20 protein-coding genes and 2 pseudogenes are annotated in these 26,145 nt (G+C 63.5%); 10 read left to right on the top strand and 12 right to left on the bottom strand.

All coding sequences use genetic code 11. The features are described 5' to 3' along the window. Positions 1 to 164: 164 nt before the first annotated feature. A complete protein-coding gene (locus DENOEST_RS04795; RefSeq protein WP_170228298.1) occupies positions 165 to 2,453 on the top strand; it encodes a TonB-dependent receptor in 2,289 nt (762 codons plus the stop codon). Between the two features lie 325 nt (positions 2,454 to 2,778). On the opposite strand, the gene DENOEST_RS04790 is transcribed toward DENOEST_RS04795, so the two are convergent. The 6 genes from DENOEST_RS04790 to smc form a co-directional block, all read right to left on the bottom strand. After that, a complete protein-coding gene (locus DENOEST_RS04790; RefSeq protein ID WP_145772083.1) occupies positions 2,779 to 3,327 on the bottom strand; it encodes a hypoxanthine-guanine phosphoribosyltransferase in 549 nt (182 codons plus the stop codon). Beyond that, the gene (galU, locus tag DENOEST_RS04785) at positions 3,327 to 4,190 is read right to left on the bottom strand and encodes a UTP--glucose-1-phosphate uridylyltransferase GalU (protein ID WP_145772084.1); all 864 of its coding nucleotides are present in this window, start codon (positions 4,188 to 4,190) and stop codon (positions 3,327 to 3,329) included. Before galU ends, DENOEST_RS04790 begins: the two co-directional genes overlap by 1 nt. A gap of 35 nt (positions 4,191 to 4,225) precedes the next feature. Beyond that, positions 4,226 to 5,011, bottom strand: a complete 786-nt coding sequence (locus tag DENOEST_RS04780; protein ID WP_145772085.1) for a sulfite exporter TauE/SafE family protein — start codon at positions 5,009 to 5,011, stop codon at positions 4,226 to 4,228. Continuing rightward, the gene (gene ligA, locus DENOEST_RS04775; RefSeq protein WP_145772086.1) at positions 5,008 to 7,053 is read right to left on the bottom strand and encodes an NAD-dependent DNA ligase LigA; all 2,046 of its coding nucleotides are present in this window, start codon (positions 7,051 to 7,053) and stop codon (positions 5,008 to 5,010) included. The genes DENOEST_RS04780 and ligA overlap by 4 nt, the downstream gene beginning before the upstream one ends. A gap of 6 nt (positions 7,054 to 7,059) precedes the next feature. Next, the gene (locus DENOEST_RS20465; protein ID WP_145772087.1) at positions 7,060 to 8,253 is read right to left on the bottom strand and encodes a cell division protein ZipA C-terminal FtsZ-binding domain-containing protein; all 1,194 of its coding nucleotides are present in this window, start codon (positions 8,251 to 8,253) and stop codon (positions 7,060 to 7,062) included. Positions 8,254 to 8,444: 191 nt separating this feature from the next. Next, on the bottom strand, positions 8,445 to 11,945 hold the full coding sequence (gene smc, locus DENOEST_RS04765) for a chromosome segregation protein SMC (protein ID WP_145772088.1): 3,501 nt from the start codon (positions 11,943 to 11,945) through the stop codon (positions 8,445 to 8,447). Between the two features lie 87 nt (positions 11,946 to 12,032). Between smc and queF the strand changes: the two genes are divergently transcribed. Next, positions 12,033 to 12,452: a preQ(1) synthase gene (gene queF, locus DENOEST_RS04760; protein ID WP_145772089.1), complete on the top strand. Its 420-nt coding sequence runs from the start codon at positions 12,033 to 12,035 to the stop codon at positions 12,450 to 12,452. Positions 12,453 to 13,571: 1,119 nt separating this feature from the next. Here the strand turns inward: queF and ltrA are convergent. After that, positions 13,572 to 14,861 carry a group II intron reverse transcriptase/maturase gene (gene ltrA / locus DENOEST_RS04755; RefSeq protein WP_197970524.1) on the bottom strand — a complete coding sequence of 430 codons (1,290 nt, stop codon included), beginning with the start codon at positions 14,859 to 14,861 and terminating at the stop codon, positions 13,572 to 13,574. Positions 14,862 to 15,249: 388 nt separating this feature from the next. Further along, positions 15,250 to 15,384, bottom strand: a pseudogene (locus tag DENOEST_RS04750) (IS110 family transposase); the annotation flags it as partial. 129 nt (positions 15,385 to 15,513) lie between these two features. Between DENOEST_RS04750 and DENOEST_RS04745 the strand changes: the two are divergent. Together DENOEST_RS04745 and DENOEST_RS04740 are read left to right on the top strand one after the other, a co-directional pair. Then, positions 15,514 to 16,125: a hypothetical protein gene (locus DENOEST_RS04745; RefSeq protein WP_145771753.1), complete on the top strand. Its 612-nt coding sequence runs from the start codon at positions 15,514 to 15,516 to the stop codon at positions 16,123 to 16,125. Beyond that, complete coding sequence (locus DENOEST_RS04740) at positions 16,115 to 16,261, top strand: hypothetical protein (protein WP_170228272.1); 147 nt, start codon at positions 16,115 to 16,117, stop codon at positions 16,259 to 16,261. The genes DENOEST_RS04745 and DENOEST_RS04740 overlap by 11 nt, the downstream gene beginning before the upstream one ends. A gap of 124 nt (positions 16,262 to 16,385) precedes the next feature. Here DENOEST_RS04740 and DENOEST_RS20725 read toward each other — a convergent pair. Further along, positions 16,386 to 16,454: pseudogene (locus DENOEST_RS20725) on the bottom strand (transposase); the annotation flags it as partial. 54 nt (positions 16,455 to 16,508) lie between these two features. Further along, positions 16,509 to 17,180, bottom strand: a complete 672-nt coding sequence (locus DENOEST_RS04735) for an ABC transporter ATP-binding protein (protein ID WP_145771752.1) — start codon at positions 17,178 to 17,180, stop codon at positions 16,509 to 16,511. Between the two features lie 19 nt (positions 17,181 to 17,199). Here DENOEST_RS04735 and DENOEST_RS04730 point away from each other — a divergent pair, with 19 nt between their 5' ends. After that, complete coding sequence (locus DENOEST_RS04730) at positions 17,200 to 17,775, top strand: arylesterase (RefSeq protein WP_332068239.1); 576 nt, start codon at positions 17,200 to 17,202, stop codon at positions 17,773 to 17,775. A 398-nt stretch (positions 17,776 to 18,173) separates the two neighbouring features. Here the strand turns inward: DENOEST_RS04730 and selD are convergent, their stop codons facing one another. After that, the gene (gene selD, locus DENOEST_RS04725) at positions 18,174 to 19,211 is read right to left on the bottom strand and encodes a selenide, water dikinase SelD (protein WP_145771750.1); all 1,038 of its coding nucleotides are present in this window, start codon (positions 19,209 to 19,211) and stop codon (positions 18,174 to 18,176) included. 44 nt (positions 19,212 to 19,255) lie between these two features. Between selD and mnmH the strand changes: the two genes are divergently transcribed. Together mnmH and DENOEST_RS04715 are read left to right on the top strand one after the other, a co-directional pair. Further along, positions 19,256 to 20,272, top strand: a complete 1,017-nt coding sequence (mnmH, locus tag DENOEST_RS04720) for a tRNA 2-selenouridine(34) synthase MnmH (RefSeq protein ID WP_232096442.1) — start codon at positions 19,256 to 19,258, stop codon at positions 20,270 to 20,272. A gap of 212 nt (positions 20,273 to 20,484) precedes the next feature. Further along, on the top strand, positions 20,485 to 21,735 hold the full coding sequence (locus DENOEST_RS04715) for an HD-GYP domain-containing protein (protein ID WP_145771748.1): 1,251 nt from the start codon (positions 20,485 to 20,487) through the stop codon (positions 21,733 to 21,735). Positions 21,736 to 21,770: 35 nt separating this feature from the next. Here the strand turns inward: DENOEST_RS04715 and DENOEST_RS04710 are convergent, their stop codons facing one another. Next, positions 21,771 to 22,313 (bottom strand): class I SAM-dependent methyltransferase, encoded by a 543-nt coding sequence (locus DENOEST_RS04710; protein ID WP_145771747.1) that lies wholly within the window; start codon positions 22,311 to 22,313, stop codon positions 21,771 to 21,773. 59 nt (positions 22,314 to 22,372) lie between these two features. Between DENOEST_RS04710 and DENOEST_RS04705 the strand changes: the two genes are divergently transcribed. The 3 genes from DENOEST_RS04705 to DENOEST_RS04695 all read left to right on the top strand — a co-directional run bounded on the left by DENOEST_RS04705 (position 22,373) and on the right by DENOEST_RS04695 (position 26,131). Further along, a complete protein-coding gene (locus DENOEST_RS04705) occupies positions 22,373 to 24,835 on the top strand; it encodes a bifunctional acetate--CoA ligase family protein/GNAT family N-acetyltransferase (RefSeq protein ID WP_145771746.1) in 2,463 nt (820 codons plus the stop codon). Next, positions 24,826 to 25,422, top strand: a complete 597-nt coding sequence (locus tag DENOEST_RS04700; RefSeq protein ID WP_145771745.1) for a DNA-3-methyladenine glycosylase I — start codon at positions 24,826 to 24,828, stop codon at positions 25,420 to 25,422. The genes DENOEST_RS04705 and DENOEST_RS04700 overlap by 10 nt, the downstream gene beginning before the upstream one ends. 295 nt (positions 25,423 to 25,717) lie before the next feature. Further along, positions 25,718 to 26,131, top strand: coding sequence for a bacteriohemerythrin (locus tag DENOEST_RS04695; protein ID WP_145771744.1), 414 nt, complete (start codon positions 25,718 to 25,720; stop codon positions 26,129 to 26,131). Positions 26,132 to 26,145 lie beyond the last annotated feature (14 nt).

Here is a 26,145-nt window from a genome sequence, read left to right as displayed (position 1 = left end):
ATGACTTGGTTGGATCCGTCGTCTCTATGGGTTCTGAATATCCAAATGACTGTTCCGATTCAGGCAAGTGGCAGACAGTATAAGCAACTATAAAGTCGCCACCGGAGCACCCTGCCGTTTCGAGAGAGGTATCCGTTTACCTATCAGTCAAGGAGACGATGTTCATGAGTAGCCCCACCCGTAGTCGGTTTCAGCTGGCTGTTTTGCCGCTGACCATTTCCCTCGCCTATGGCACGATTGCCTTTGCTGCCGATGGTGGCCTGGAAGAAATCGTGGTGACCGCCCAGAAGCGGGCCGAGCGTTTGCAGGATGTACCGATTTCCATCAGCGCAATTTCCGGTTCCCAACTGGAAAATCGTGGCATTCAGAACGTGGCGGACCTGAGTTCCCTGGCACCCAACCTTCAGGTGAGCAGTACGCCGGGAAATGCCTCGACCTCCCAGATCGCCATTCGTGGCAGTGTCACTCACAACCCGGCCCTGATTTTTGATACGTCAGTCGGCGTGTATCTGGATGGCGTCTATTTGGGCAAGTCCCAGGGCAGCGTGTTCGATGCGGTGGACCTGGAACGGGTGGAAGTTCTGCGTGGCCCCCAGGGCACGCTCTATGGCCGCAACACCATCGCCGGCGCCATCAACCTGATTACGCGCAAGCCTTCCGGCGAGTGGACCGGCTCCGTGACGTTTGACATGGGTAATTATGGCGCCCAGGTGATCAAGGCCGGGGTGGATCTGCCGCGCCTGGGCATCATGAGTCTCTCCCTGGGGTATCGGGACGAGAAGCGGGACGGCTGGGTCAAGACCAACAGCGGCAGCTCGGTCGGCCAACTGAACAACAAGGACAGCCAGAACTTTCGTCTGGTGGCGAATTTCGATATCAGCCGTGACCTGAAGGTGGATTACAAGTTCGATAGCACGAAAATGAGCCAGAGCTCGGCTTTAAATCAGCTCTGGCGGGCGGATAGCTGGCTTTATCAGAGTTCTCCCATGCTTCAAGCCTATGGCCTGACGCAGGCCACGGCCGATCTGATCGCCAATGGCAATGTGGCCCAATACGCCTCGCAGGAGCGCAAGACCCGGGCCAGCGTGGACGGCCCCTCCTATGAACGCATGAACGTGGATGGTCATGCCCTGACTGTGAGCTACAAGCTCAACGACAGCAACAACCTGAAGTGGATCGCCTCCGAGCGCACCATGCGTTGGGCCGACGGTCTGGATCTGGACGGATCGCCCCTGCCCATTGCGCATACCCAGCGGGATTCCCATTACAAACAAAACTCCCATGAACTCCAGTGGCAGGGTAATACCGAGCGCTTGAACTATGTGCTGGGTTACTACACCTTCAAGGATGAAGGTTTCACCCGCAATCCCCAGCAGTATTTCAACCGTGAGTGGGACATGACTTCCAACTATGGTTTCACCACCAAGGTGGATGCCTGGTTCGGCCAACTGGACTACAAGCTGACGGATGCCTGGACCCTGACTGGCGGTCTGCGTACCACGGAGGAGAAGAAGACCGTCGATCGGCTGCAGATCTTTGGCATGCCGGCCTTTGGCATGTCCATCGTCAAGGTGCCGGCGGGTACCCACGCCGCCAAGACCTTCCAGTCCACCACGCCGATGCTGAGCCTGGGTTACAAGGTCAATACCAATCTCAACTTCTACGGCAAGTATTCCGAGGGTTACAAGAGCGGTGGTTTCAACGGCGAGTCGGATAACGTGGTTGATGTGACCACCGCCTACAAGCCGGAGAAGGTCAAGTCGCTGGAAGGCGGCATGAAGAGCACTTTTGCTGATGGCAAGGCTCAGGTCAATGTGGCGCTGTTCCAGAACAAGGTGACCGATCTGCAGATTCCGGTCTTCGTCGCGACCACCGGCTCCGGATCCATCGTGCAGAACGTGGGCAAGTCCACCATCCAGGGTTTGGAGTTCGAGGGGATGTTTGCGCCGATGGATGGCTTGCGCCTGCAACTGGGCTACGGTTATCTGGATGCCAAGTACAAGCGATTCATGGATAACGGCGTCGATCAGAAGGACAACCGGGCCTTCGTTCATGCACCCAAGCATTCCTTCAACCTGATGGCTGATGCCCGTCTGGCCAAGACATCGGTGGGGACACTGCGCGGTATCGTGGATTACGCTTACACCAGCAGCTTTTACCTGTACCCGTATCAGTTGGCTACGCCGGGCAGCACCAACTATAACCCCGGCTATGCTGACGCTGCGGCAACCAAGATCGGCGCGTCCGGCCTCTGGAACATGCGTCTGCTGTTGTCCGGCATCCCCCTGGGGCATAAAGGCGACAAGGCGGAGGCCTCCCTCTGGGTACGTAACCTTACCGACAACAAGAAGGTCAACAACATGATCGACTTTGGACCGGGCTTCGGCAGCCTTTCCCAAGCTTACTTTACCCAGCCGCGTACCTACGGAGTATCGCTATCGTACAAGTGGTGATACCGGTCTGGCGAAACTACTGGACACCGCTTCGACACCACTTTTGGGCGCCTTCGGGCGCCATTTTTTTGCTTCATCGCGGCCTTCGGAAAAAGCTCCCTTGAGTAGCTCCCGTCCATCAGGCAACGAATCCAACTCGATCGTTCCCCCAACTTGATGCAAAGGTGTTGCAGCACGTCTTTTCTGAATGCCACTGGTCCCCGTGACGGTAATCGTCAATGACGCCATGGCGTCGTCCCTGTTTGTTCCACGCACCCACATTGCAAAGTGACTATGCATTACCAACAACCCATCTTGCAGAAGGCTACTGCACCAGCGGGAAAACTCACTTCCCCTTCAGCGCATAAATCGCCGGCAGATTGCGCCAAGCACCGCTCACATCCATGCCGAAGCCGAACACATAACGATTGGGCAGGGTGAGGCCGACAAAATCGGCCGTGATGGGCTTGGCCCGGCCGATGTCCTTGTCGGCGAAGACCGCGGTCCACACCCGGGCCGCGCCCTGGGCCAGTAGCCGCTCCTTGATCGCCGCCAGGGTGATGCCCTCGTCCAGAATGTCGTCCACCAGCAGCACAATGCGCCCCACCACGTCGGCCCGGGGTTCCACCACCCAGGCCAGTTCGCCGCCAGTGGTGGCATCGCCGTAGCGGGTGGCGTGGAGGTAGTCGTAGTCCAGGGGAAAGCGCAACTGGGGCAGCAGGTTGCCGGCAAAGATGGTCGCCCCCCCCATCACCGCCAGCACCAGGGGATACGCCTCCCCCAGTCGCTCGCCGATCTCCCCGGCGATTCGGGATACGGCCTGGGCAACCTCGGCGGCGGAGACGATCTGATCCGCCTCCTCCAGGATCTGCCAGGCCTGCTGCCGCCGCATCATCAGCGGGACTCCAGATAGCGCCGGAAGTCGGCTCCCACCTCGGGGTGGCGCAGACCGAATTCCACCATGGCCTGGAGGTAACCCAGCTTGGAGCCACAATCGTAGCGTGTTCCCTGGTAGCGATGGGCCAGCACCTGCTCTTCCTTCAACAGGGCGGCGATGCCGTCGGTGAGCTGGATCTCGCCGCCGGAACCCGGCGTGACATTCTCCAGGTGATGGAAAATGCGGGGCGTCAGCACATAGCGCCCCACCACCGCCAGGGTGGAGGGGGCATCCTCAGGCTTGGGCTTCTCGACAATGGCGGTAATCTGCTCGATGCGATCCGCCAGGGGATGGGCAGCGACAATGCCATAGCTCTTGGTCTCGGATCGGGGCACGTCCTGCACCCCCAGCACCGAGCAGCGGTAGTAGTCGTAGGTATCCACCATCTGGCGCAGCACCGGCGGCTCGCCATCCAGCAGGTCGTCGGCCAGCAGCACGGCAAAGGGCTCGTCGTTGATCACCGGCCTGGCGCAGAGCACCGCATGGCCCAAGCCCAGGGCCTCGGCCTGGCGGATGTAGATGCAGTTGATGTTCCTCGGCATCATCTCCCGCACGAACTCCAGCAACTCGGTCTTGCCCCGCAGTTCCAGCTCGTTCTCCAGTTCGTAGGCCTTGTCGAAATGGTCCTCGATGGCCCGCTTGCTGCGGCCGGTGACGAAGATCATGTCGGTGATACCCGCCGCCACCGCCTCCTCCACCGCATACTGGATCAGGGGCTTGTCCACGATGGGCATCATTTCCTTGGGGCTGGCCTTGGTGGCCGGCAGGAAGCGGGTTCCCAGGCCGGCCACGGGAAATACGGCTTTCGTCACGCGTTTCATCGAATCCCTCACGATTTGATTCTGGGCACCGTTGATCAGCCCAACATTTTAAGGCCCACCAGGGCCAGGATCAGGGCAATGCCATTGCGCAGCACGACATCCGGCAGGAGACCCCCGTAGTGGGCGCCCAGCCAGACGCCGGGAATGGAGCCCAGCAACAGGGAGCCCAGCAGGGTGAAATCCACGTTGCCCAGCAGCATGTGGCCCGCCCCCGCCAACAGCGCCAGGGGGATGGCATGGGCCAGATCGGTGCCCACCAGCTTGGCCGGCGTCAGGCGCAGGGGATAGAGAAATACCAGCATCACCGCCCCCAGGGCACCGGCGCCGATGGAGGTCAGGGCCACCATGACGCCCAGCAGCGCCCCGGCGATCACCGTCAGCACCGGCTGGAACTGTTTGAAATGCTGCGGATCGGTGACCCGCATGGTTTTTCCGACCCGATTCAGCCAGGGCTTGCTGGCCATGGCGACCGCGGTCAGCAGCAACACCACGCCGAGGGCGAAGATAATGGCCCCCTGGCGGATGCCGGCCGAATCCGTCAGGTGCATCCAGACCAGGGTCGCCAGGGCAGCGGGCAGGCTACCGATGGAAAGCCTCCGCACCACCTGCCAATCCACCCTTCCCTGGGAACCATGGACCCAGACCCCGAACATCTTGGTCAGGGAAGCATAGAGCAGGTCGGTGCCCACCGCCGTATGGGGGGCAACGCCCAGCAGCAAGACCAGGAGCGGCGTCATCAGGGCGCCGCCGCCGACGCCAGTGGCGCCGACCAGGGCGCCCACCAGCAGGCCCGCCAGGGGATTGAGCCAGAAATCAGTCATGAACCCGCCAGCAGGGCCAGCAAGCCCGCCTCGTCCAGCAGGGGCAGTCCCAGCGCCCGTGCCTTGTCCAGCTTGGAGCCGGCTTCCGCGCCGGCCACCACGTAATGGGTCTTGCTCGACACGGAACCGGAGACCTTGCCGCCCCGTGCCTCGATCAACTCCTTGGCCTGGTCCCGGGACAGGGTGGGCAGAGTGCCGGTGAGGACGAAGGTCTTGCCGGCGATGGCCGATGCCACCTGGGCCGATGCCTCTTCCTCAGACCACTGCACCCCGGCCTTCCGCAACAAATCGATGACTTCCAGGTTATGGGGCTGGGCGAAGAAATGGGCCAGGGAGGCGGCCACCACTGGCCCCACGTCGGGCACCTGTTGCAGTTGTTCCTCGCTGGCAACCAGCAGGGCATCCAGGCCGCCGAAATAGCGGGCCAGATCCTTGGCCGTGGCCTCGCCCACATTGCGTATTCCCAGGGCGAAGATGAAGCGGGCCAGGGTCGTATTCCGGCTCCTGTCGATGGCATCCCGCAGGTTTTGCGCCGACTTGTCGGCCATGCGTTCGAGTCCTGCCAGCTTTTCCTTTGACAGGACATAGAGATCGGCGGCGGTATGCACCAGTCCGTCATCCACCAGTTGATCCACCAGCTTGTCTCCCAGGCCTTCAATGTCCATGGCGCGGCGGCCGGCGAAATGCAGCAGGGCCTGCTTGCGCTGGGCCGGGCAGTAAAGGCCCCCGGTGCAGCGGGCGATGGCCTCTCCCTCGGGTTTTTCGATGGCCGAAGCGCACTCGGGGCAGGCCGTGGGCATGGGAAAACGCTCATGCAGGGGTTCTCCGCCGAAGAGATCCTTCATGGGCCGCCGCTCCAGCACCACGGACACCACTTCGGGAATCACGTCCCCGGCCCGGCGCACGATCACCGTATCGCCGACCCGGACATCCTTGCGCTCCACCTCCTCGAAGTTGTGCAGGGTGGCGTTGGTCACCGTCACGCCGCCGACGAAGACCGGGGCCAGCCGGGCCACCGGAGTGATGGCGCCGGTGCGGCCCACCTGCACCTCGATGGCCTCCACCGTGGTCAGCATCTCCTGGGCAGGATACTTGTGGGCCACGGCCCAGCGAGGCTCCCGTGTGACGAAACCCAGGCGCTGTTGCAGGGCCAGCGAATTGACCTTGTACACCACGCCGTCGATGTCGAAAGGCAGACTGTCGCGGCGGTCGCCCATGTTCCGGTGGAAGGCCGCCAGGCCCTCGGCCCCCTGCACCACCGCCCGATGCTCACAGACGGGTAGCCCCAAAGCCGATAAGGCATCCAATACGGCACCATGGGTTTCTGGCTGTGCCCAGCTTTCCACCTCCCCCAGACCATAGGCAAAAAACGACAGGGGCCGCTGGGCGCAGAGCGTCGGATCGAGCTGGCGGATGCTGCCTGCCGCGCCATTGCGGGGATTGACCAGCGCTGGCTTGCCTTGCATCCGCTGGCGCTCGTTGTAGCGCTCGAAGTCAGGCCGGCGAATAAAGGCCTCGCCCCGGACTTCGAGGACGGCAGGCGCCTGGCCGATCAGTCGCAAGGGAATCTGGCGAATCGTGCGGACATTCTGGGTCACGTCCTCGCCGGTCTCGCCGTCGCCCCGGGTGGCGGCCTGAACCAGCAGGCCGTCCTCGTAGCGCAGATTGACGGCGAGGCCGTCGAATTTGAGCTCCGCCGCGTATTCCACCGGCGGGTCGGACTCCCCCAGTCCCAGTTCCCGCCGGATACGCGCATCGAAGGCGATGGCGCCGCTGGCCTCGGTATCGGTCTCGGTGCGGATCGAGAGCATCGGTATCCGGTGCCGCACCTGGCCGAAGGCGGGCAGAGGCGCGCCACCCACCCGTTGCGTCGGTGAATCTGGCGTCCGCAGTTCAGGATGGGATACCTCCAGGTCCTGGAGTTCGCGGAACAGCTTGTCGTACTCGGCATCGGGAACCGTGGGCGAGTCGAGGACGTAGTAAGAGCGGTTGTGGCGCTCGATTTCCTCCCGCAGGACGCGGGCGCGCTCCGCCACGTTCATCGCGGATCAGACGAAAAGACGCAGGGCGCGTCGGCCGCCGGCCGGCAACTGGTTGTCCGCCATCTGTTGCTGGGTCTCGGCGATCTTGACGCGGATGGTGGCAAGCACCGAATCCGCCAGGGGCTGACGCTGGTCATTCACCAGGGTGCCGTCCACGGCCTCGGCCAGACGCCGGGCCGTCGCCAGCAACTGATCGAAGACACGGGGGCCGTCTGCCACCCGGGGCACGTCCAGGCCGAAGGTGACGCCCAGAAGGGTCATGCCGGCAATGTCATCCTTGACCAGGGCGGCGCCGTCGAAATTGGCCACGGTGATCCGGGACTGACCGGCTTCGTCCACCAGATGGAACAAGCCGTCCGGCCGCCACTGGAAGCCGGTGGCTTCCAGCAGGCCACGCAACTTGCTGCCGGGAATTCCGTTGTTATTGACCACATGGACCGCCACCTGGATATCCACGCTGGCACAGAATTCGTCCAGAGCCTGGGCATGGTGGATCACATCGGCCTGGGGAAAATGGAACAGCATCCCCCCCCGCTCACTGACCACCTGTTCCAGGCTGGTCACGTACAGGTCCAGCTCCGCCTCGGTCAGTGGACCCTGGCGGTCCGCCAACTGCAACAGGCCCCGGAACTCCTGGTAGCTGCCATCGTCCTGGGGCGGCACAGCCTGCCAGCCGCCTATGCCCCGGGCAATCAGCCCCAGGGGCTTGGACACCTTTCCCACCAGACCGTGCAGGATCTGCCAAAGGCGGACGGCTGGCAGGGGGTCATCGAAGCGGATGCTCACCCCCACATCCACCACAGGATCATGGAGCCCATCATCGGGTTCGTTGCTGTCCACCACTGCTGGTCCGCTGAAAGGCCGCTCGGATACCGCCAGCACCTCATCCACTTCCAGCACCATGGGCGCCGGCCTGGGGTCATCTTTGAAGGATGACACCTGACTGTCATCGGAGAGTTCGCCAATCACGGGCTCGACCCGGTCCGCCGGCGCGTCTTCCTCCACGGATTCCTGCGCTACCGGTTCCGGCTCTGGCGTCTCCGCCTCCGCACCGAGCAGGGCATCGGCCTGCTCCCCCTGGAAGATGCGCTCGGCGGCCTTGCGGTGCCTGCGTTCCTGGAGCAGGTTGAAAATCCAGACCGCCGCCACCGCAGCAGCGCCAGCAGCAATCAAACTCAACTGGAAATCATTCGGCATCATGTCAGGCCTCCCGCCGGGCCGTCCCAAGGGAGGCCTGTACCCCCTCGGGGGGCAGCAAACAAAGTGAGGTGGGGGTTGTTTCATCAGGCCTCCCGCCGGGCCGTCCTGACCGAAGGAAATCCCTGTGGGACAAGGGAGGTCTGTCCCCCCCCGGGGGGCAGCGAACAAAGTGAGCGTGGGGGTCGTTCATCTCAGGCGGCCTTTTCCTCGGTCATGCGCAACGCTTCTTCCATATCCACCTCCACCACCCGGGACACGCCCCGTTCCTGCATGGTGACCCCGATCAACTGCTGGGCCATTTCCATGGCGATCTTGTTGTGGGAAATGAAAATGAACTGGGTACTCACCGACATGCGCTTGACCATGTCGGCGAATCGAGCGGTGTTGGAATCGTCCAGGGGCGCATCCACCTCGTCCAGCAGGCAGAAGGGCGCAGGGTTGAGCTGGAACATGGCGAATACCAGCGCGATGGCTGTCAGTGCTTTCTCGCCCCCGGAGAGCAGATGGATGGTGGAGTTCTTCTTGCCGGGGGGCTGGGCCATGATCTGGATGCCGGCATCGAGGATCTCGTCTCCGGTCAGGATCAGCCGGGCCTCGCCGCCGCCGAACAACTGGGGGAACAGGGTGCCGAAATGCCGATTCACCGTGTCGTAGGTTTCCTGCAACTGCTCCCGTGTCTCTCGATCGATGCGACGGATGGCATCGTCCAGGGTGTTGATGGCTTCCAGCAGGTCGCCGGACTGGGCATCCAGATAACCCTTGCGCTCCCGGGCGGAATTCAGTTCCTCCAGGGCCGCCAGGTTCACCGGCCCCAGGGCCTCGATCTCGTTGCCCAGGCGGGTGATCTCGCCCTGCATCGTGCTTTCCCGCAGGCCCGGCAGCAGGTCGGGAATCAGCGCCCCCTCGTCGGCATTGGCCTCGACCAGGCGCTGCTGGTACTGCTCCTCGTTGAGCTGGGCCGCCTGCTGCTTGAGCTTGAGTTCGTTGATCTTGTCCCGCAGCGGCGTAAGCCCCTGCTCCAGGCGCAGGCGTTGCTCGTCCATGGCGCGCAGTTCGGCGGCCACGGTTTCCATGCCGTTGCGCCGCTCTGCCAGCAGACCTTCCTGGCTCTGCTTATTGATGAGTGCCGCCTGCAACTGGTCCAGCAGCACATCGTCACTGATGCCCGCCAACTCCTCCCGGGCCTGGACGGTCTCACCCACCACCCGTTCCAGCTGGGTCTGGGCAATCTCGACGTTGCGGGCGTTGTCCTCCAGCTTGGAGATGCATTCCCGCTCGGAGAAGCCTGCCTCCTGGGCCTCCCGGGACAACTGCTGCTCCAGGGCGCGGGCCTCCCGCAGGGCGTTTTCCTTCTGGCGCTGGACCTCGCCGGCCCGGGCCAGGCGCTCCTGGGCCACTTCCAGTTGCTCGCCCCAGCGCGCCGCGCCTTCCTCGGCCCGCATCTGGGCCGTCCGCTCGGTATCCTCGTGGCGACGAATGTCCTCCAGGTCCCGGGTGATCTGGGCCGCCCGCTCCTCGAACCGGGCCTGGGCCTGGGCCAGCTTGAGGGCCTCCACCTGGGCAGCGTGGGCCCGCTGGCGGGACTCCTGCTCGCCGCGCCGGGTCTGGGCCAGCTCGGCCTGGGTGTCGGCCAGTTGCCGTTCCGCCTCCTGCTGGGATTCCCGGGCTGCATCCTCATCCTGCTGGCGCGCCTCGATGACGGCTTCCAGCTCCTCGATCTCCCGCTGACGCTCGATCACGCCATGGGTCTTGGCGTCGGGCACATACAGGGTCAGGCCATGGGCGCCGCGCAGATGGCCGGCACGATTGACGAACTGGATGAAGGGCGAGGCCTGGGTAGGCAGGACATTCAGGTCCTCGGCCACCATCACCTGACCCAGCCATTCGTCCAGTACGGAACTCCAGCGGGAATCGTCGCTGCGCACCTTGGCGCGCAAGCCTTCGGCGGCCAGCGGCAAGGCGGGAGCACCGTCGGGCAGGGCCAGGGCAACGATGGTGGGTGGCGGGCTGGCCAGGGCCTGGCGGGCGGTTTCCCCATCGGTGACCAAAGCGGCCAGACGCTCCCGCAATACGGCTTCCACAGCGGTTTCCCAGCCGGGCTCCACCTGGAGGCTCTGCCACAGAGGTTTGGCATCGGCCAGGCCCCGGGCCTGGAGCCATTCGCCGATATCGCCGCTCTGCTGTACCCGCTTCTGTAGCTGCACCAGGGCATCGCGCCGGGCGCGGGACTCGGTGGCCTGGCGGTGGGCGGCCTGGAGCCGTTCCCGGGCGCTGCGCAGCTGGGCCTCGAAACCCGGCAGGCGGCCTTGCAGTTCGGCCAGGCGCTCCTGCTGCATGGCCAGTTCTTCCTCGGCCCGGGCCTGGGCTTCCTGGCTGGCCGCCAACTGGATCGGGTCCGGCGCTCCCAGGGCGGCCTTCTCCTGCTCCAGGCGGGCGGCCCGCTGACCCAGCCCCTCCAGGGCCCGGTCGGCATGGCCCCGGTCGGCCTCGGCCAGGCGCAGCCCCTGTTCGGCCTCGGCCAGCAGCATGCGGGCCTCGGACAGGGCACTGCCGGCGGCCTGCACCGCCTCCTCGGCCTGGGGCAGGCGCTCCGCAGCTTCCTCGTGGCGGGCGCCGGCGGTGCCGGCCCGCAACCGGGCATTTTCCAGCAGGGAATTCCAGCGCGCCGCGTCCTGCTGCAACTGGGCGGCCTGGCCGCGCCAGTGGCCATCCTCCACCGACAGTTGTTGCAGGCGCTGCTCCAGACGCAGGGTGGTCTCCCGCATGCGGCCGATTTCCGTCTCCAGCCGGGTGACTTCCGCATTGGCGGCGTACATCTCGGCCTGGGCGTTATGGAGGGCGTCCGAGGCGGCGAAATGAGCCTCCCGTGCATGCTCCACCCGTGCCTCGATTTCCCGCAACTGGGCGGTCTCACCCTCCAGCCGGGTGGCCGACTCCGCCACCGTGGTCGCCAGGCGGGCAGCGTCCTGGCGGGCGTCGTTGCGCTTCTTGAGCCAGAGCAGTTGCTGCTTGCGGGTCAGTTGGGCGTTGAGGTCCTTGTACTGGCGCGCCACCTCGGCCTGGGACTCCAGGCGGCCGATCTGACCGTCCAGTTCATTGCGGATGTCCTCGACCCGGGACAGGTTCTCCCGTGCATCCTCCAGACGATTCTCGGTTTCCTTGCGCCGCTCCTTGTATTTGGTGACGCCAGCCGCCTCCTCCAGGAAGCCCCGCAAGTCGTCGGGTTTGGCCTCGACGATGCGGGAGATCATGCCCTGGCCGATGATGGCGTAGGCCCGGGGACCCAGGCCCGTGCCCAGGAACAGGTCGATCACGTCCCGGCGCCGCACGTGGAGGTTGTTGATGTAGTAGCTGGAGTTGCCCTCCCGGTCCAGCACCCGCTTGACCGTGATCTCCTCGTACTGGCTCCACTGGCCGGCAGCCTTGCCCTGGGCGTTGTCGAAGTACAGCTCGACGCTGGCCCGGCTCACTTCCTTGCGGGTACCGGAGCCCTTGAAAATCACATCCTGTATGGATTCGCCCCGCAGTTCCGAGGCCTTGGATTCCCCCAGCACCCAACGCACCGCGTCGATGATGTTGGATTTGCCGCAACCATTGGGGCCCACCACCCCGGCCAATTGGCTGGGGAACAGCACGGTGGTGGGGTCTACAAAGGATTTGAATCCAGCAAGTTTGAGTTTGGTCAGGCGCACGGCGAAGCTGGCGGTCTCGTTGGCGGGCTATCCCGGGGAGCGCCGATTATAATCACTCCTGATCCCCCGACCCGCGACGACGCCATCATGCCCAGCCAACCCGGCAAGACCCTGGAAACCTTTCCCAATCCCGCAGCCCACCGGGACTACCAGATTCACATGGAGATCCCCGAATTCACCTGCCTGTGTCCCAAGACCGGCCAGCCGGACTTCGCCGTGCTGACCCTGGACTACATCGCCGACAAGCTCTGCGTGGAACTGAAGAGCCTGAAGCTCTACATCTGGAGCTTCCGCGAGGAAGGGCATTTCCACGAGGACGTGACCAACCGCATCCTGGACGACCTGGTGAAGGCCGTGAAGCCCCGCTACATGCGGCTGACCGCCCGCTTCTACGTGCGCGGCGGAATATTCACCAACGTGGTGGCAGAGCACCGCAAGAAGGGTTGGAAGCCGGCACCCCGGGTGGAACTGGCGGAATTCCAGTCCCAGTCCAACACACGGGGCTGACTTTCATGATGCGGAAAACAACACCCCGCATCATGAGGCTCGCCCCCCCTTCGCCCCCTCCGAGGGGGGCGATACGGTTCGCTACGCTCGGCTGTTTGGGGAAGGCTTCGCTTGGGTAAATGGCTCCGGAAGAAAATCGCACTCCATAACCCATTGATTTAGCTTGATCTTGACGCTTGCCAATTGCGCCAACTAGCGTGTCATAGTCATAATTTCAGCCAATTTCGGCTGTTCACGTCATAGTTACGTCATAGTTCGGAATCGGTCAGAAAGAGCCACTCAGACGCCTTTCCCAAAGCAGTCGTTGGCGAGGTCGCCCACTTTAATTTCCCCACTGAAACCGTTTCATTTATCAGTATTCACGGGATCAAACCTGTGACCTGCTCTTCCCGGGATATCAGAAACACAGTGGCGCCGGCTCATTCCTCCGGGGCGGTTCAAGAGCACCTTTATTCCGTAGTTGCGGGAAGACTATTGCTTTCGTCATATAGACAGCATACCTCGCCTTGCTTATTCTCCAGCACACTCCCCGACGCGCATTACTGCATCCTGGACAAAGAATACTCACCCGTATTTAGGCCCGACTAAATCCACAAGTTCCATTGATTTACTTAGATAAATGGTCAATCAAGAATTTTTATTCCTCCTAATGACGGAAAGTTTTGCGTCATTTAGGAGGTCTACTTCAAGTTGGGCATCACGAGGATGAACCGCCGGCTAGCCATTGTTGGATTACTGTCGCTCGCATTTTGCGCTATCGCTAATGATGAATATCGAGATCGAGACTTCGAAGCGATTGCTCAAGCCGAACTTCGTGGCCGATTGGCGAAGGGAGAAAAGCCAATTTACTGTGGAAGCTTGGGTTATCTCAACGACGGGTTAGCCGTTGATGGCTGGAGCTTCTTCTTTGAGCGAGACAATCAAAGGCTTGTCAGCGCTTGCGCTGGCGCCTGTATGGTAGTTCGTGCAAGTCAGAGATCTGTCTGTGAAAGACTTTGCCCTCCACCGGAATGGCGCAACAACAATTGTCCTGCCGCGAGATGATGCCCAATCGGGTAAGGGCCGGTTTCTAACCGGCCCTCCCCACACCACCCACCGTGCGGGTCCGCAGTGGGCGGTTCAACGAGTTGGCTCGCTCGGCGACGACGAATAACCCTGCGCCTGGCACCAAAGCGTCTTGATGCTCGGCAGCCCCTGGGCCAGGAACCAGTCATTATTCAACGCCTGCTGCATCGCCGGGGTGCGCGCCATGTGCCAGCAACTCTTGCTGCTGGTGCCATGCTGGATCGCTGTCTTCAGGCTCACGCCCAAGGCCAGCAGCCGGTTGATCTTTGTGCGCGGCCAGCGCCATTGTTTCCAATGGCACATGCGGATGCGTCTTCTGATCCACTCGTCCAGTTCCGGGATCGGCCGGTAATACTCGCTGATACCAAAGTATCCCAGCCAGCCCCGCACGTACTGTCCCAGCTTGTGCAGCCTGTACTCCATGGACACCCCCCAGCTTCTGCCGGTGAGTTCCCTCACTCGGTGCTTGAATGCCTCCAGCTTCTTTTCCAGCCAGCGGATTTTGCCCCGGATGATGGTAAAGCCCAGAAAGCCGCATTCGCTCATCTTCGCCACCTTGCTTTTGGCCGGGTTGCGTTTGAGCTTCAGTCGTCCTTCCAGGTAGCGCGTCAAACTTTGCATGACCCGCTCCCCCGCTCGCCGGCTTTTGACCAGCACGACCATGTCATCTGCGTAGCGCGCGAAGCGATGCCCGCGCCGTTCGAGTTCATGATCGAGTTCATTGAGCAGGATATTTGCCAGGAGCGGCGACAATGGACCGCCCTGGGGCGTTCCAATGTCGTTGGGCTCGATGTGCTCACCGACCTGCACGCCAGCGCGCAGGTAGCGGCCAATCAGGGCCAGCAGCGCTTTGTCGCGGATCGTGCGCCCGAGTATCTTCATCAACACATCGTGATTGACAGTGTCGAAGAATTTGGCGAGGTCGATGTCCACGGCCATGGCGTAGCCGTCCTTCACATGCCGTTGTACCTGTCTGATGGCCTGGTGTGCATTGCGGCCCGGCCTGAAGCCGAAACTCGATGCCGAGAAGCTCGGATCGAAGATCGGCGTGAGCACTTGGGCGATGGCTTGCTGGATGACCCGGTCCATGACGGTCGGGATGCCCAGCAGCCGCTTGCCCCCGTCGTCCTTGGGTATTTCGACCCGGCGGACGGCGCTGGGACGGTAGCGCCCGGTTTCGAGTTGGCGACGGATGTCTCCCCAGTGCGCTCTCAGGTGGGCGGGAAAGTCCTCGATAGTGACGCCATCGATTCCCTGCGCCCCTTTGTTGGCTTTCACACGTTTCCACGCGCTGCGCAGGTTGTCGCTGGCAAGCACCGCTGTCATCCACTCGGTTGTTTCCACTTCGTCTCGTCTTGGTTCAAGGCTCGGTTCGGATTGTTCGCCGGCTCGCCTTCCCCGTCTGGGGATACTTCGGCTTCGCCAAGATCGCTCCGTCTGCTCCTTGCGTTTCGTTGTTTGATCCTTCACCGGGCCACAACCTGCCCGGCTACTATGATCGCTGCTGACTTCTGCCGCTTCACATCGGTCATTGCTGGCCGTTGCGCTGTGTCGGTTGCTGAACGTCGCTGTCCTGTTCGATCGCCCTTGATGCGTGACAGCCCGCATCGGCGCTGGTCGATTGGGACTGGCTCGACCCGGCCACCTCTCGTTCAGCTTCCACCACCGCTCGCGCGGCAGATCTCCCCAGGTAAGAACGCGATGTTTCCGTGCACAAGCGCTGCATTTACCGTAGGCGCCGTACCAGCTCCAATAATTTGTCGCGAGCTACCTTGGGCTTGACCAGGACCACCTTGCCGTTATCATCAACCCCATGCACGGCAAAGATGTTCTTGGCCAGATCGATTCCAACAGTGATAATGCTCATGGACTTCCCCTTTCGTGGTTTTGATGTGATCTCGAATTCCCATCATGGCACTCGTTGCCGTTCGCGGCTTCCGCCGCAGCCTCGGGACGGGGAAGTCCCTTTCATTCGTTAGGCAACCCGGAGCCGCATATGAACCTGCAAGACTGGGCTAATCTCGCAACGATTGCTGGCTCAATAGCCATCTTTGGAATTGCGCTTCAAGTTTATATTGCACATCGGCAACTCAAAGCCGACCATGAACGGTCAAGAAGAGAGAAATCCGTAGAAATCCTGATGGAGTGGTCAAGGAATCTAAAGAAAGAAGGATCAGTTGCCCGAAAGATAATTGAGTGCCTAAACGAGGAGCAGTGCAGGGATATTTTTGCGCAGCAAGAAGTGAAGATATCCAGAAAGCATGAGAATCTTCTCGCCCAATTGTTTGGAGACAAAATCCAAACTAAAGAGGGTAATGACCATATTCTTCTAACTGAGGCTCAATCAACTGAGCTTCGGTGGCATGCCGTTTCTTACCTTAACTCCCTGGAATTCACCTTAGTCGCTTGGCAATACTCCGTTGTTGATAAAGAGATAATAGAAACTCAGTTTTCATATCTATTTCGCCCTGCCGATGGACATGAGGTATTGAAATATTTCCGCAAAGCAGCGGGTGGCGAGAATTCATTTCCCGCTATAGAAATATTCACGGCACACCTTTCGAAAAAGCGTAGAGATCAACTGATATCCAAAGCAAATGTTGCATAACCCTACCTTCAACCGGACGCAACCGCGCTACGCCGGTCAGCTCCACATTGAAGCTGTAGAAAAACCCATTTTTCATCCTGAGCAGGCGGTAAAAATGGCGCAGGATTTTCTGCGCCATTTTCATTTCATTCAGTGATTTCCCCGGCTCTCCGTCTCGCCAGCACCGACGTTTCAACCCACCCCGGCCAGGATGCCTCCCGCTCGACCTTCCGCTACTGCCCGTAGCCGTGGTGCGCCAGCTTCTCGATGTTATGTACCCGTCAGAAGAGCTTCCACTGCCCGTCCACCTTCTTCTGCCCTCGAAGGGTGAACCGGTTCAGTCGCTTGTCCCACGGGGATTCCCTTCGGTCTTGTGCCGGGTAGGCGGCAGCACAGCAAGTCCTTTACGCCAACTGTCCGGCCGCCAGACGCAGGCTGCGGCCGCAGCGGCGGGCCAGGGCCTCGTCGTGGGTCACCAGGATCAGGGTGGTGCCCTGCTCGGCATTCATTTCAAACATCAGATCGATGATGGCGGCGCCGGTAGCTGCATCCAGGTTGCCGGTGGGCTCGTCGGCCAGCAGCAGCCGGGGACCGGGAGCGAAGGCGCGGGCCAGGGCCACCCGCTGCTGCTCGCCTCCCGACAGGTGCTTGGGATAGTGGTCCAGGCGTTGGCCCAGGCCCACCCGTTCCAGCAGGCCCCGGGCCAGACGTGGCCCGTCGGCGCGGCCCAGCAGTTCCAGGGGCAGCAGGGCGTTCTCCAGTGCGGTAAGAGAGGGCAGCAACTGGAAGGACTGGAACACGAAACCCAGGCTGCGGGCCCGCAGGGCGGCCCGTCCGTCTTCATCGAGAGCGCCCAGGTCCTGGCCGTCGATATGCACCCGGCCCCGGCTGGGGCTATCGAGGCCGGCCATCAGGCCGAGCAGGGTAGACTTGCCGGAACCGGAGGCCCCGACGATGGCCACCGCCTCCCCGGCCCGCACCCGGAAGGAAATGTCGTGCAAAATCGTCAGCAGGCCATCGCCGCTGGCCACGTCCTTGCCCAGACCCTCGACTTCCACCACTACCTGTCCCTCCATGATCCGTTCATTGTTCCTTGTGATTTTGCTGGCCGGGAGCGCCCTGGCCAGCGCCCGGCCGGTGCTGATATTCGGCGACAGTCTTTCCGCCGGCTTCGGCCTGGCCCGGGAGCAAAGCTGGCCGGCCCTGCTGGAACCGCGGCTGAGGGAACGAGGCTATACCCTGGTCAATGCCAGCATCAGCGGTGAGACCACCGCCGGGGGCCGCACCCGACTGGCGGCGGCCCTGGCGCAACATCAGCCGGCCCTGGTGGTGTTGGAACTGGGAGCCAACGACGGCCTGCGGGGCCTGTCCCCGGAGCAGACACGGGACAACCTGCGGGCCATGGCCCGTGCCGTCAAGGCCAGCGGCGCCGGCTTGCTTCTGGTGGGCATGCGCCTGCCCCCCAATTACGGCCCGGACTACACGGCCGCCTTCGAACGCACCTTCACCGAGGTGGCGAAAGCCGAAAAGGCGCCGCTGCTGCCTTTCCTGCTGGAGCCTGTCGCCGCCGACCCGGCCAATTTCCAGAAGGACGGCCTGCATCCGGTGGCAGCGGTGCAAACCCGCATCCTCGATCATATCTGGAAATCCCTGAAGCCACTGCTCAAGTAACGCATATGGTCGCCAGCGCCCCCCCTGGGGATGAGAATCCGCCAAAGTAACGCAACCATCCACACCCCAGGGCGGGGCGGTTGCATGCATGTTTTCGTCATTGGAATCTGTCGGGCAAGACCTGCATCGTCATTCCGACGCAGGAACGTCACCCCGGACCCGATCCGGGGCCGGAATCCAGCCTCCCTCGTCATTCCGGCGCAAGCCGGAATCCAGGTTTTTGGTGCGCAAACTGGGTCCCGGCCTACGCCGGGACGACGGTTTGCGGGGGGAATGGACCTGTGAAACATTGTTTTGATCTATTCCTCATTCATGCGATTGCCCTGCACCCCGAGGCGGGACTACCCATCGGTTCGCTGGGCTCGATGGTCACACTCGGCTCCGTTGATGCTTTTTCATCACGTTAAGCGCAAGCCCGGCTCACCCACCTCCAGGCAACCGATTTCCGCCGCCTCCCCGAAGCCTTCCTGATGGAAGCACGCCAGCACCTCCGCTGCGCACTCGGGGGCGCAGGCCACCAGCAGGCCGCCGCTGGTCTGGGGATCGGTGGCCAGGGCCTGGCGCCAGGGCTCCCATGCAGCCGGCAGGCTCACCTGTTCCCCGTAGCCGGCCCAGTTGCGGGCCGAGGCGCCGGTGGCGATGCCGGCCCGGGCATGGGCCACGGCTTCGGCAATCAAGGGCAGGTGTTCGAAATCCACTTCCGCCGCCAGGCCCGAGCCCCGGCAGATTTCCAGCAGATGACCGGCCAGGCCGAAGCCCGTCACATCGGTAACGGCATGGACTCCCTCCATGGCCGCCAGGGCAGCACCGGGAGTATTCAATTGCGTGGTGCAGCGGATCATCTCGGCATAGCCCGCCTCGGAGAGCAGGCCCTTCTTCAGGGCGGCGGAGAGCACCCCCACCCCCAGGGGCTTGCCCAGGATCAGCACGTCGCCGGCCCGGGCGCCGCTGTTGCGCTTGATCCGCGCCGGATGCACGACGCCGATGCCCACCAGGCCGTAGATGGGTTCCAGCACGTCGATGGAATGGCCCCCGGCAATGGGAATGCCGGCGGCGGCGCAGACCGCCTCGCCCCCGGCGAGGATCTGGCGGATCACCTCCTCTGGCAGCTTGTCCAGGGGCATGCCCACCAGGGCCAGGGCGAAGAGGGGCCGGCCGCCCATGGCGTACACATCGGACAGGGCATTGGTGGCGGCGATGCGGCCGAAGTCGTAGGGATCATCCACGATGGGGGTGAAGAAATCCGTGGTGGCGACGATGGCCTGCTCGTCGTTGAGCCGGTACACCGCCGCGTCATCGCTGGTCTCGACGCCCACCAGCAGATCGGGCGGGAGGGTCCTGAGGGGGGATTCCGCCAGCAGGCGGGACAACACGGCGGGCGCAATTTTGCAGCCGCAGCCGCCCCCGTGGGAGAATTGGGTCAGTTTGACAGTCATGACTACAGATGAAAAAAGGGCTCGCCACCGTAGCACAACTCGGAATGTTTGACGCCATCATCGACGTCCGTTCCCCCTCGGAGTTCGCCGAGGACCACATCCCCGGCGCGATCAACTGCCCGGCCCTGGACGACGAGGAGCGGGCCCGGGTGGGCACCCTCTACAAGCAGGTGTCCCCCTTCGCCGCCCGGGTGATGGGGGCGCCCCTGATCGCCCGCAACATCGCCCGCCATGTGGATGAGCGCTTCGCCGGCCAGCCCAGGGAGTGGAAGCCCCTGGTCTACTGCTGGCGGGGCGGCCAGCGCAGCGGCGCCTTCACCCACATCCTGCGGGAAATCGGCTGGAACGCCCACCGCCTGGAAGGGGGCTACAAGTCCTGGCGCCACCATGTGGTGAGCGAACTGGAGACCCTGCCCGGGCGCTTTTCCTTCCGCATCCTTTCAGGTCCCACCGGCAGCGCCAAGAGTCGGGTGCTGGAGGCCCTGGCACGCCAGGGCGCCCAGGTGCTGCACCTGGAGGAACTGGCCGCCCACCGGGGTTCGGTGCTGGGCCCCCTGCCCGACCGTCCCCAGCCGCCGCAAAAATTCTTCGAGACCAAGCTCCATGCCGCCCTGGAACAACTGGACCCGACCCAGCCGGTCTATGCCGAGGCGGAAAGCCGCCGCATCGGCAGCATCCATCTGCCCAACGCCATGATCGACGCCCTGCGGGCCGCCCCCTGCCTGTTCATCGACGCACCGGCCGAAGCCCGGGTGGAATTCCTGCTGCGGGACTACGAGCATTACCTGGCCGCCCCCCAGGGGCTCAGCACTCGCCTGGGACACCTGAAGGGCCTGCAAAGCAACGAGACCCTGGCCCGCTGGCAGGCCCTGGTGGATGCCGGGGATTTCCGGACACTGGTCATGGAACTGCTGACACTGCACTACGACCCTCTTTACCAGCGCTCCCAGAGCCACAACTTTCAGGATTACCAGCAAGCGCCCCGCTACACCAGTGCCGACCTTTCCCCGGTCGGCATTGAGGCCCTGGCGACGGCAATCCGGGAGGTCAGGGTCGAATGACCGACAGTTGGCACCCAGTCCCACCAACAATCCGTTAAGGCAGCGTTAAGCATGGTCCGGGAAGATGTCCGTCACCGCATTCAGGACAGGCACATCATCATGGACAGGATTCTGGAAGCATTCGCCGCCCACCGGGCACTGACTGCCGACTGTCGCGGTAGGCTGGCAATTCTGCTCACCAGGATTCGACTTCCGCTACACAAGGCATACCCATGAATGTCTTCAAGAAAAAAGCCGCCCGCCGCATCGCCCTGGTCAGTGTGTTGCTGGCGCTGGTAGCCAGCCCCATTGCGGGCTTCGTGGCTCGGGAACAGGCGGAAGAGGAAGCCGTGTCCTTCGCCATCGAGGAATCCGACCGGCTGTTGAGGTATCACAAGACTATCGAATTCGATGGCGCCCAGGCCACGAAAACCGCCCAGTCCGCCGCCGAGGTCCTGGCCGGAGGGCTCTTCGACATTGTCGAAATCTATAACCGGCACGGCGCAAAACTGGCCGAGACCACCACGGCCGCCGGAGAACGGGTGGAGTCGGTGTTGCCCAGACATCACCGGCCCATGCAACGGACCGCCAGCTACGAAAGCCTGAACCCCGGGAACAACCTCTGGGTGCTGCGCATCTTCGTGCCCCTCAAGGATACGAACGGTGCCATCGCCGGCTATTTCGAGGGAGTCCGCGTCGTGCCCGACTGGCAGCGGGAACAGATTCTGTTCGACGCCCTGGTCACTGCCCTGATGGTAGGCCTGGCCTCCCTGATCTGTGGCGGTGTCCTCTATCCGGTGGTGGTGTATCTGGCCGCCGACAACGAGGCCAAGGCCCGGGATGTGCTGGAGTCCCATATCGCGATGATGGAAGCCCTGGGCCGAGCCATCGCCAAGCGGGATTCTGACACCGGCGCCCACAACTATCGGGTGGCCTGGATCTCCGCCACCCTGGGAGAGGCGGCGGGCCTCAGCGGGAGCACCATGCAGTCCCTGATCGCTGGCAGTTTTCTCCATGACGCCGGCAAGATCGGCATTCCCGACGCCATCCTGCTGAAACCGGGCAGGCTGGACGACGACGAGATGGCAACCATGCGCCAGCACGTGGCCCTGGGGGAGGAAATCGTCAGCGGCGCCGGCTGGCTGGACGGCGCCAAGGACGTGGTGGCGGCCCATCACGAGAAATGGGACGGCAGCGGCTATCCCCGGGGCTTGGCCGGCGAGGACATTCCCCTGGCGGCCAGGGTGTTCGCCATCGCCGACGTATTCGACGCCCTGTGTTCCCAGCGGCCCTACAAGGCGCCCCTACCCTTCGACGAAACCATGGAGATACTCGGGCGCGGCCGGGGCAGCCATTTCGACCCCCAACTATTGGACCGGTTCACCGTCATGGCCCGCGCCATCCATGCCAGGACCGCCAGCACCAGCGAAGACGAGGCCCGCACCCTGATGGAACAACTGGTGCGCAAGCACTTCGAGCTGTAGCACCTAGCCCGGGCCGGCCTCGTGAAATATCCGGGCTACCCCCCAGGCAGTGCCTGCGGCACGCTGCCCCGCTTGAGGCAGATGCGCTGAATCACCGCCGGACGCGGCGTATCGACCCGGCCCTGCTCGAAGGCCACCACGGTAAAGCGCTTGTGGGTCAGACTCAGCAGCTCTCCCGGACGCAGCAGAAAAGCGGGATTGGCGGGCTTGCCCAGCAGTTCGTTGCCGATCATGAAGGTCTCGTAGATCAGCACCCCGCCCTCCTCCAGCAGATTGAGCAGCATGGGCATGAGAGGCCGGAACAGGTAGTTGGTCACCACCACGCCATCGAAGGCGCGGCCGTAATAGGGCCAGGCCCCGCCCTCCAGGTCGGCCTGAAAGACGTTGATGCCGGGAATATCCGCCAGGGTGGCCAGGGCCTCGGCATCCCGGTCCACCGCTTCCACCTGATAACCCAGTTGCGCCAGCAGGCGCGCATGGCGTCCGAAACCGCAGGCCAGGTCCAGCACCTGGCCCCCGGCGGGAATCAGGGGCGCGAAGCGGCGCACCCAGAGCGAAGGTTCAAGTTGTGGGTTCATGGGGACGATTTTCTCCGATCCGGTCATGGTCACCAAGCATCGGACTAGAATTTCCCGCCATGCACAGCGATCAGCATTACCTCACCCCCCTGTTCGAACCCCGCGCCATCGCCATCATCGGCGCGTCGGAAAAACCCGACTCCATCGGCGCCACGGTGGTGCGCAACCTGCTGGACGGCGGCTACGAGGGCCGGCTCCATTGCGTCAATCCCCGCCATCAGCGCATCTTCGGCCTGCCGGCCCTGGCTTCCATCGAGGCGGTGCCGGAACGGGTGGACGTGGCCGTGATCTGCACCCGGGCCGCGCTGGCGCCGGACCTGGTGCAGGACTGCGGCCGAGCCGGCGTCCGTTGCGTGGTCCTGCTCTCGGCCGGCTTCGGCGAAACCGGCCCAGCGGGCGCCCAACTGGAACAGGCCACCCTGGCCGCCGCCCGCCGTCATGGCATACGGCTGCTCGGCCCCAACTGCCTGGGCCTGCTGCGCCCCGGCCGCAATCTCAACCTGAGCTTTGCCCACGGCGGCGCCCTGCCCGGCACCGTAGCCCTGGTCTCCCAGTCCGGCGCCCTGTGCACCGCGATCCTGGACTGGGCGCTGCCCAACAAGGTGGGGTTTTCCGCCGTGGTTTCCCTGGGGGCCGAGAGCGACATTGATTTCGGCGAGGCCCTGGACTATCTGGTTTCCGACCCGCGCACCGAGTGCATCTTTCTTTACATCGAGGGCATCCGCAATGCCCGCCGCTTCATGAGCGCGCTCCGGGCCGCGGCCCGGATCAAGCCGGTGCTGGTGATCAAGGCGGGCCGCCACCCGGCGGGGGAGCAGGCGGTGGTTTCCCACACCGGCGCACGGCTGGGGGACGACGATGTCTTCGACGCGGCCCTGCGCCGCGCCGGCGTGGTGCGCCTGCGCACCCTCGGCCAGATGTACGCCACCGCCTCGGCCCTGTTCTTCCACTTCCATCCCCGCGGCAACCGCCTGGCCATCATCACCAACGGCGGCGGCCCCGGCGCCATGGCGGCCGACCATGCGGCCGACATCGGCATCCCCCTGGCCCGACTGTCTCCCCAGACCCTGGAAAGACTGGATCAGGCCCTGCCCGCCTTCTGGCCACGGGCCAATCCCATCGATCTGATCGGCGACGCGAACCCGGCCCGCTACGGCGCCGCCCTCGCTGCCTGCCTGAAGGACGACGGGGTGGACGGGGTGCTGCTGATGCTGACCCCCCAGGCCATGTCCGACCCCACCCAGGCGGCCCGGGTGGTCATCGAGGTCAGCCGGGGACAGCACAAGCCCCTGTTCACCTGCTGGATGGGCGAGGAACAGGTACGGGAAGCCCGGCTGCTGTTCCGGGGCGCCGGCATTCCCACCTTCAACACCCCGGAACCGGCGGTGGACATGTTCGCCCACATCTCCGCCTATTACCGCAACCAGCAACTGCTGTTGCAGGCGCCGGCCGCCATGTCCGACGACCATGCCCCGCCCGACCTGGACACGGCCCGGCAGGTGGTGGAGGCGGCCCTGACCCTGGGCCAGGGCATCCTCGACGACGATTCGACCCGGGCGCTGCTGTGGGCCTTCCACATTCCCGTCGGCGACCCGGCTCCCGCCCGCCACGCTGACCGAGCCCTGCGGGTGGGCATGACCCGGGACCCGGTCTTCGGCCCCGCCATCACCCTGGAACCGGGCCCGGGGAGCGAACCCGGACGCGACCGGGTGGTGGCCCTGCCGCCCCTGAACGATTTTCTGGTGGCCGACATGCTGGGCAGCGACACCATCGCCCGCCGCCTGAAGCACTTGCCCACGAAGGCCCTGACCGCCGTGCTGCTCCGGCTCTCCGAGATGGTCTGCGAACTGCCCTGGCTCCGGGAAGTCGTCATCGATCCCCTGCGCGTGGACGACCAGGGCGCCGTGGCGGCAGGCGCCCGCATCACCATCGCGCCCCTACCGCCGCGGGCCGGCCCCTACGATCATATGGCGATCCATCCCTATCCCTCCCAATTGAGCTTTTGCTTCCGTGCCGCCAATGGACAGACCGTGAGCATCCGCCCCATCCGTCCCGAGGACGCGGACATGGAACAGCACTTCGTCCAGGGGCTGTCCAACGAAAGCCGCTACTTCCGTTTCCTCAACAGCATCCGCGAACTGTCGCCGGCCCAACTGGTCCGCTTTACCCAGATCGACTACGACCGGGAAATGGCCTTCCTGGCCCTGGCCGACGAGGCCGGCAGCCCCCGTGAAGTGGGCGTGGCGCGCTACGCCGCCAACCCGGACGGCGAATCCTGCGAATTCGCCATCGTCGTGGCCGACGACTGGCAGGGCACGGGCCTGGGCCACCGCCTGATGGAAATCCTGATCGACACCGCCCGCCAGCGGGGCATGAGCTACATGACCGGCGAATTCCTGACGGAGAACAGCCACATGCTGAAATTCGTCGCCGACCTGGGCTTCACCCTCTCCCATCACCCGGACGACCCGGGCCTGCGCTGCGGCATCCTGGATTTGAAAGCGCCTCGGTCATGCGCCTGAATGAACCGACCCGCTGCCCCTGGTGCGGCGACGATCCCCTCTACCGGGACTATCACGACCGGGAATGGGGCGTCCCCCAACGCGACGACCGGGTGCTGTTCGAATTCCTGCTGCTGGAAGGCGCCCAGGCCGGCCTGTCCTGGATCACCATCCTGAAAAAACGGGAGAACTACCGCCGCGCCCTGGACAGCTTCGACCCCCAGGCCATCGCACGCTACGGCGATCAGGAACGCCAGCGCCTGCTGGCCGACCCGGGCATCGTGCGCAACCGCCTCAAGATCGAATCCGCCATCCGCAACGCCCAGGCCTTCCTGGAAGTTCAGGAGAACTTCGGCAGCTTCGACGCCTACCTGTGGCGTTTCGTCGAGGGCAAGCCCCTGACCAACCACTGGCAGCGCATGGAACAGGTGCCCGTCGCCACCCCCGCCGCCGAAGCCCTGAGCCGGGACCTGCGGCAACGAGGCTTCAAATTCGTCGGCCCCACCATCTGCTACTCCCTGATGCAGGCCGTGGGAATGGTGAACGACCACCTGGCGTCATGCTATCGACATAGCGAGGTAATGAAGAGGCGATCGAGCGACAAATGACCGGCTCAGGGACAATCGAGGACGCTGTAATGAATGGTCGGGATTTGGCTTTATGTGAAGCTCAACATAAGGCCAAGAATGATCCGTTCCCACTGTCCCGCTGAGTATCCGATTCCGGCCAAGCCTGGACATCCAGTCGTCTCTCCCTGTCCGGCCCATGCCGGGCATGCTGTCCGATTGACCGCCCTCAAATCCCCAGTCGTTGGGCGGTGGTAGCATCCCCCCCGTTTACATGCCCGCTTTCCTGGAGTGGGAGTCTCGCCCCCCAGGGGTACGTCACTGAAGGAGATGCAGAATGGACGATCGGCCCCAGTTCATTTCGGAATTCCTCGTGGGCATCCCCCTGATCGATCAGGAGCATCGCCAACTTGTCGATATCGCCGGCGATATCTACGACAGCCTGGGCAGCAACGAGGTCACCGCCCAAGCCGCTGCCCGGAGCGCCGCCGCCCGGCTGCTCGCTTACACGGTCACCCATTTCGCCAGCGAGGAGGCCCTGATGGAGGCCGCCGGCTATCCCGAGCTGGAGGCCCATCGACAATTGCACCAGCAACTGCTGCATCAGGCCAATGACATGGCGATGCGCGCCGAACTGGGCGACCAGTATGTGCCGGGCGATCTGAGCCACTTCATTTATGTCTGGCTGGTCAAGCATATCCAGGCTCAGGACAAGCGCTTCGGCGAATTCATGGCGGCGCGCAAGGACTGATCCGGCAGCCTTAC

The sequence above is a fragment of the Denitratisoma oestradiolicum genome (genome assembly GCF_902813185.1).
Lineage (GTDB): Bacteria > Pseudomonadota > Gammaproteobacteria > Burkholderiales > Rhodocyclaceae > Denitratisoma > Denitratisoma oestradiolicum.
Note: the sequence above shows the minus strand (reverse complement) of the source record. Positions and strands in the feature narration are given on the sequence as shown.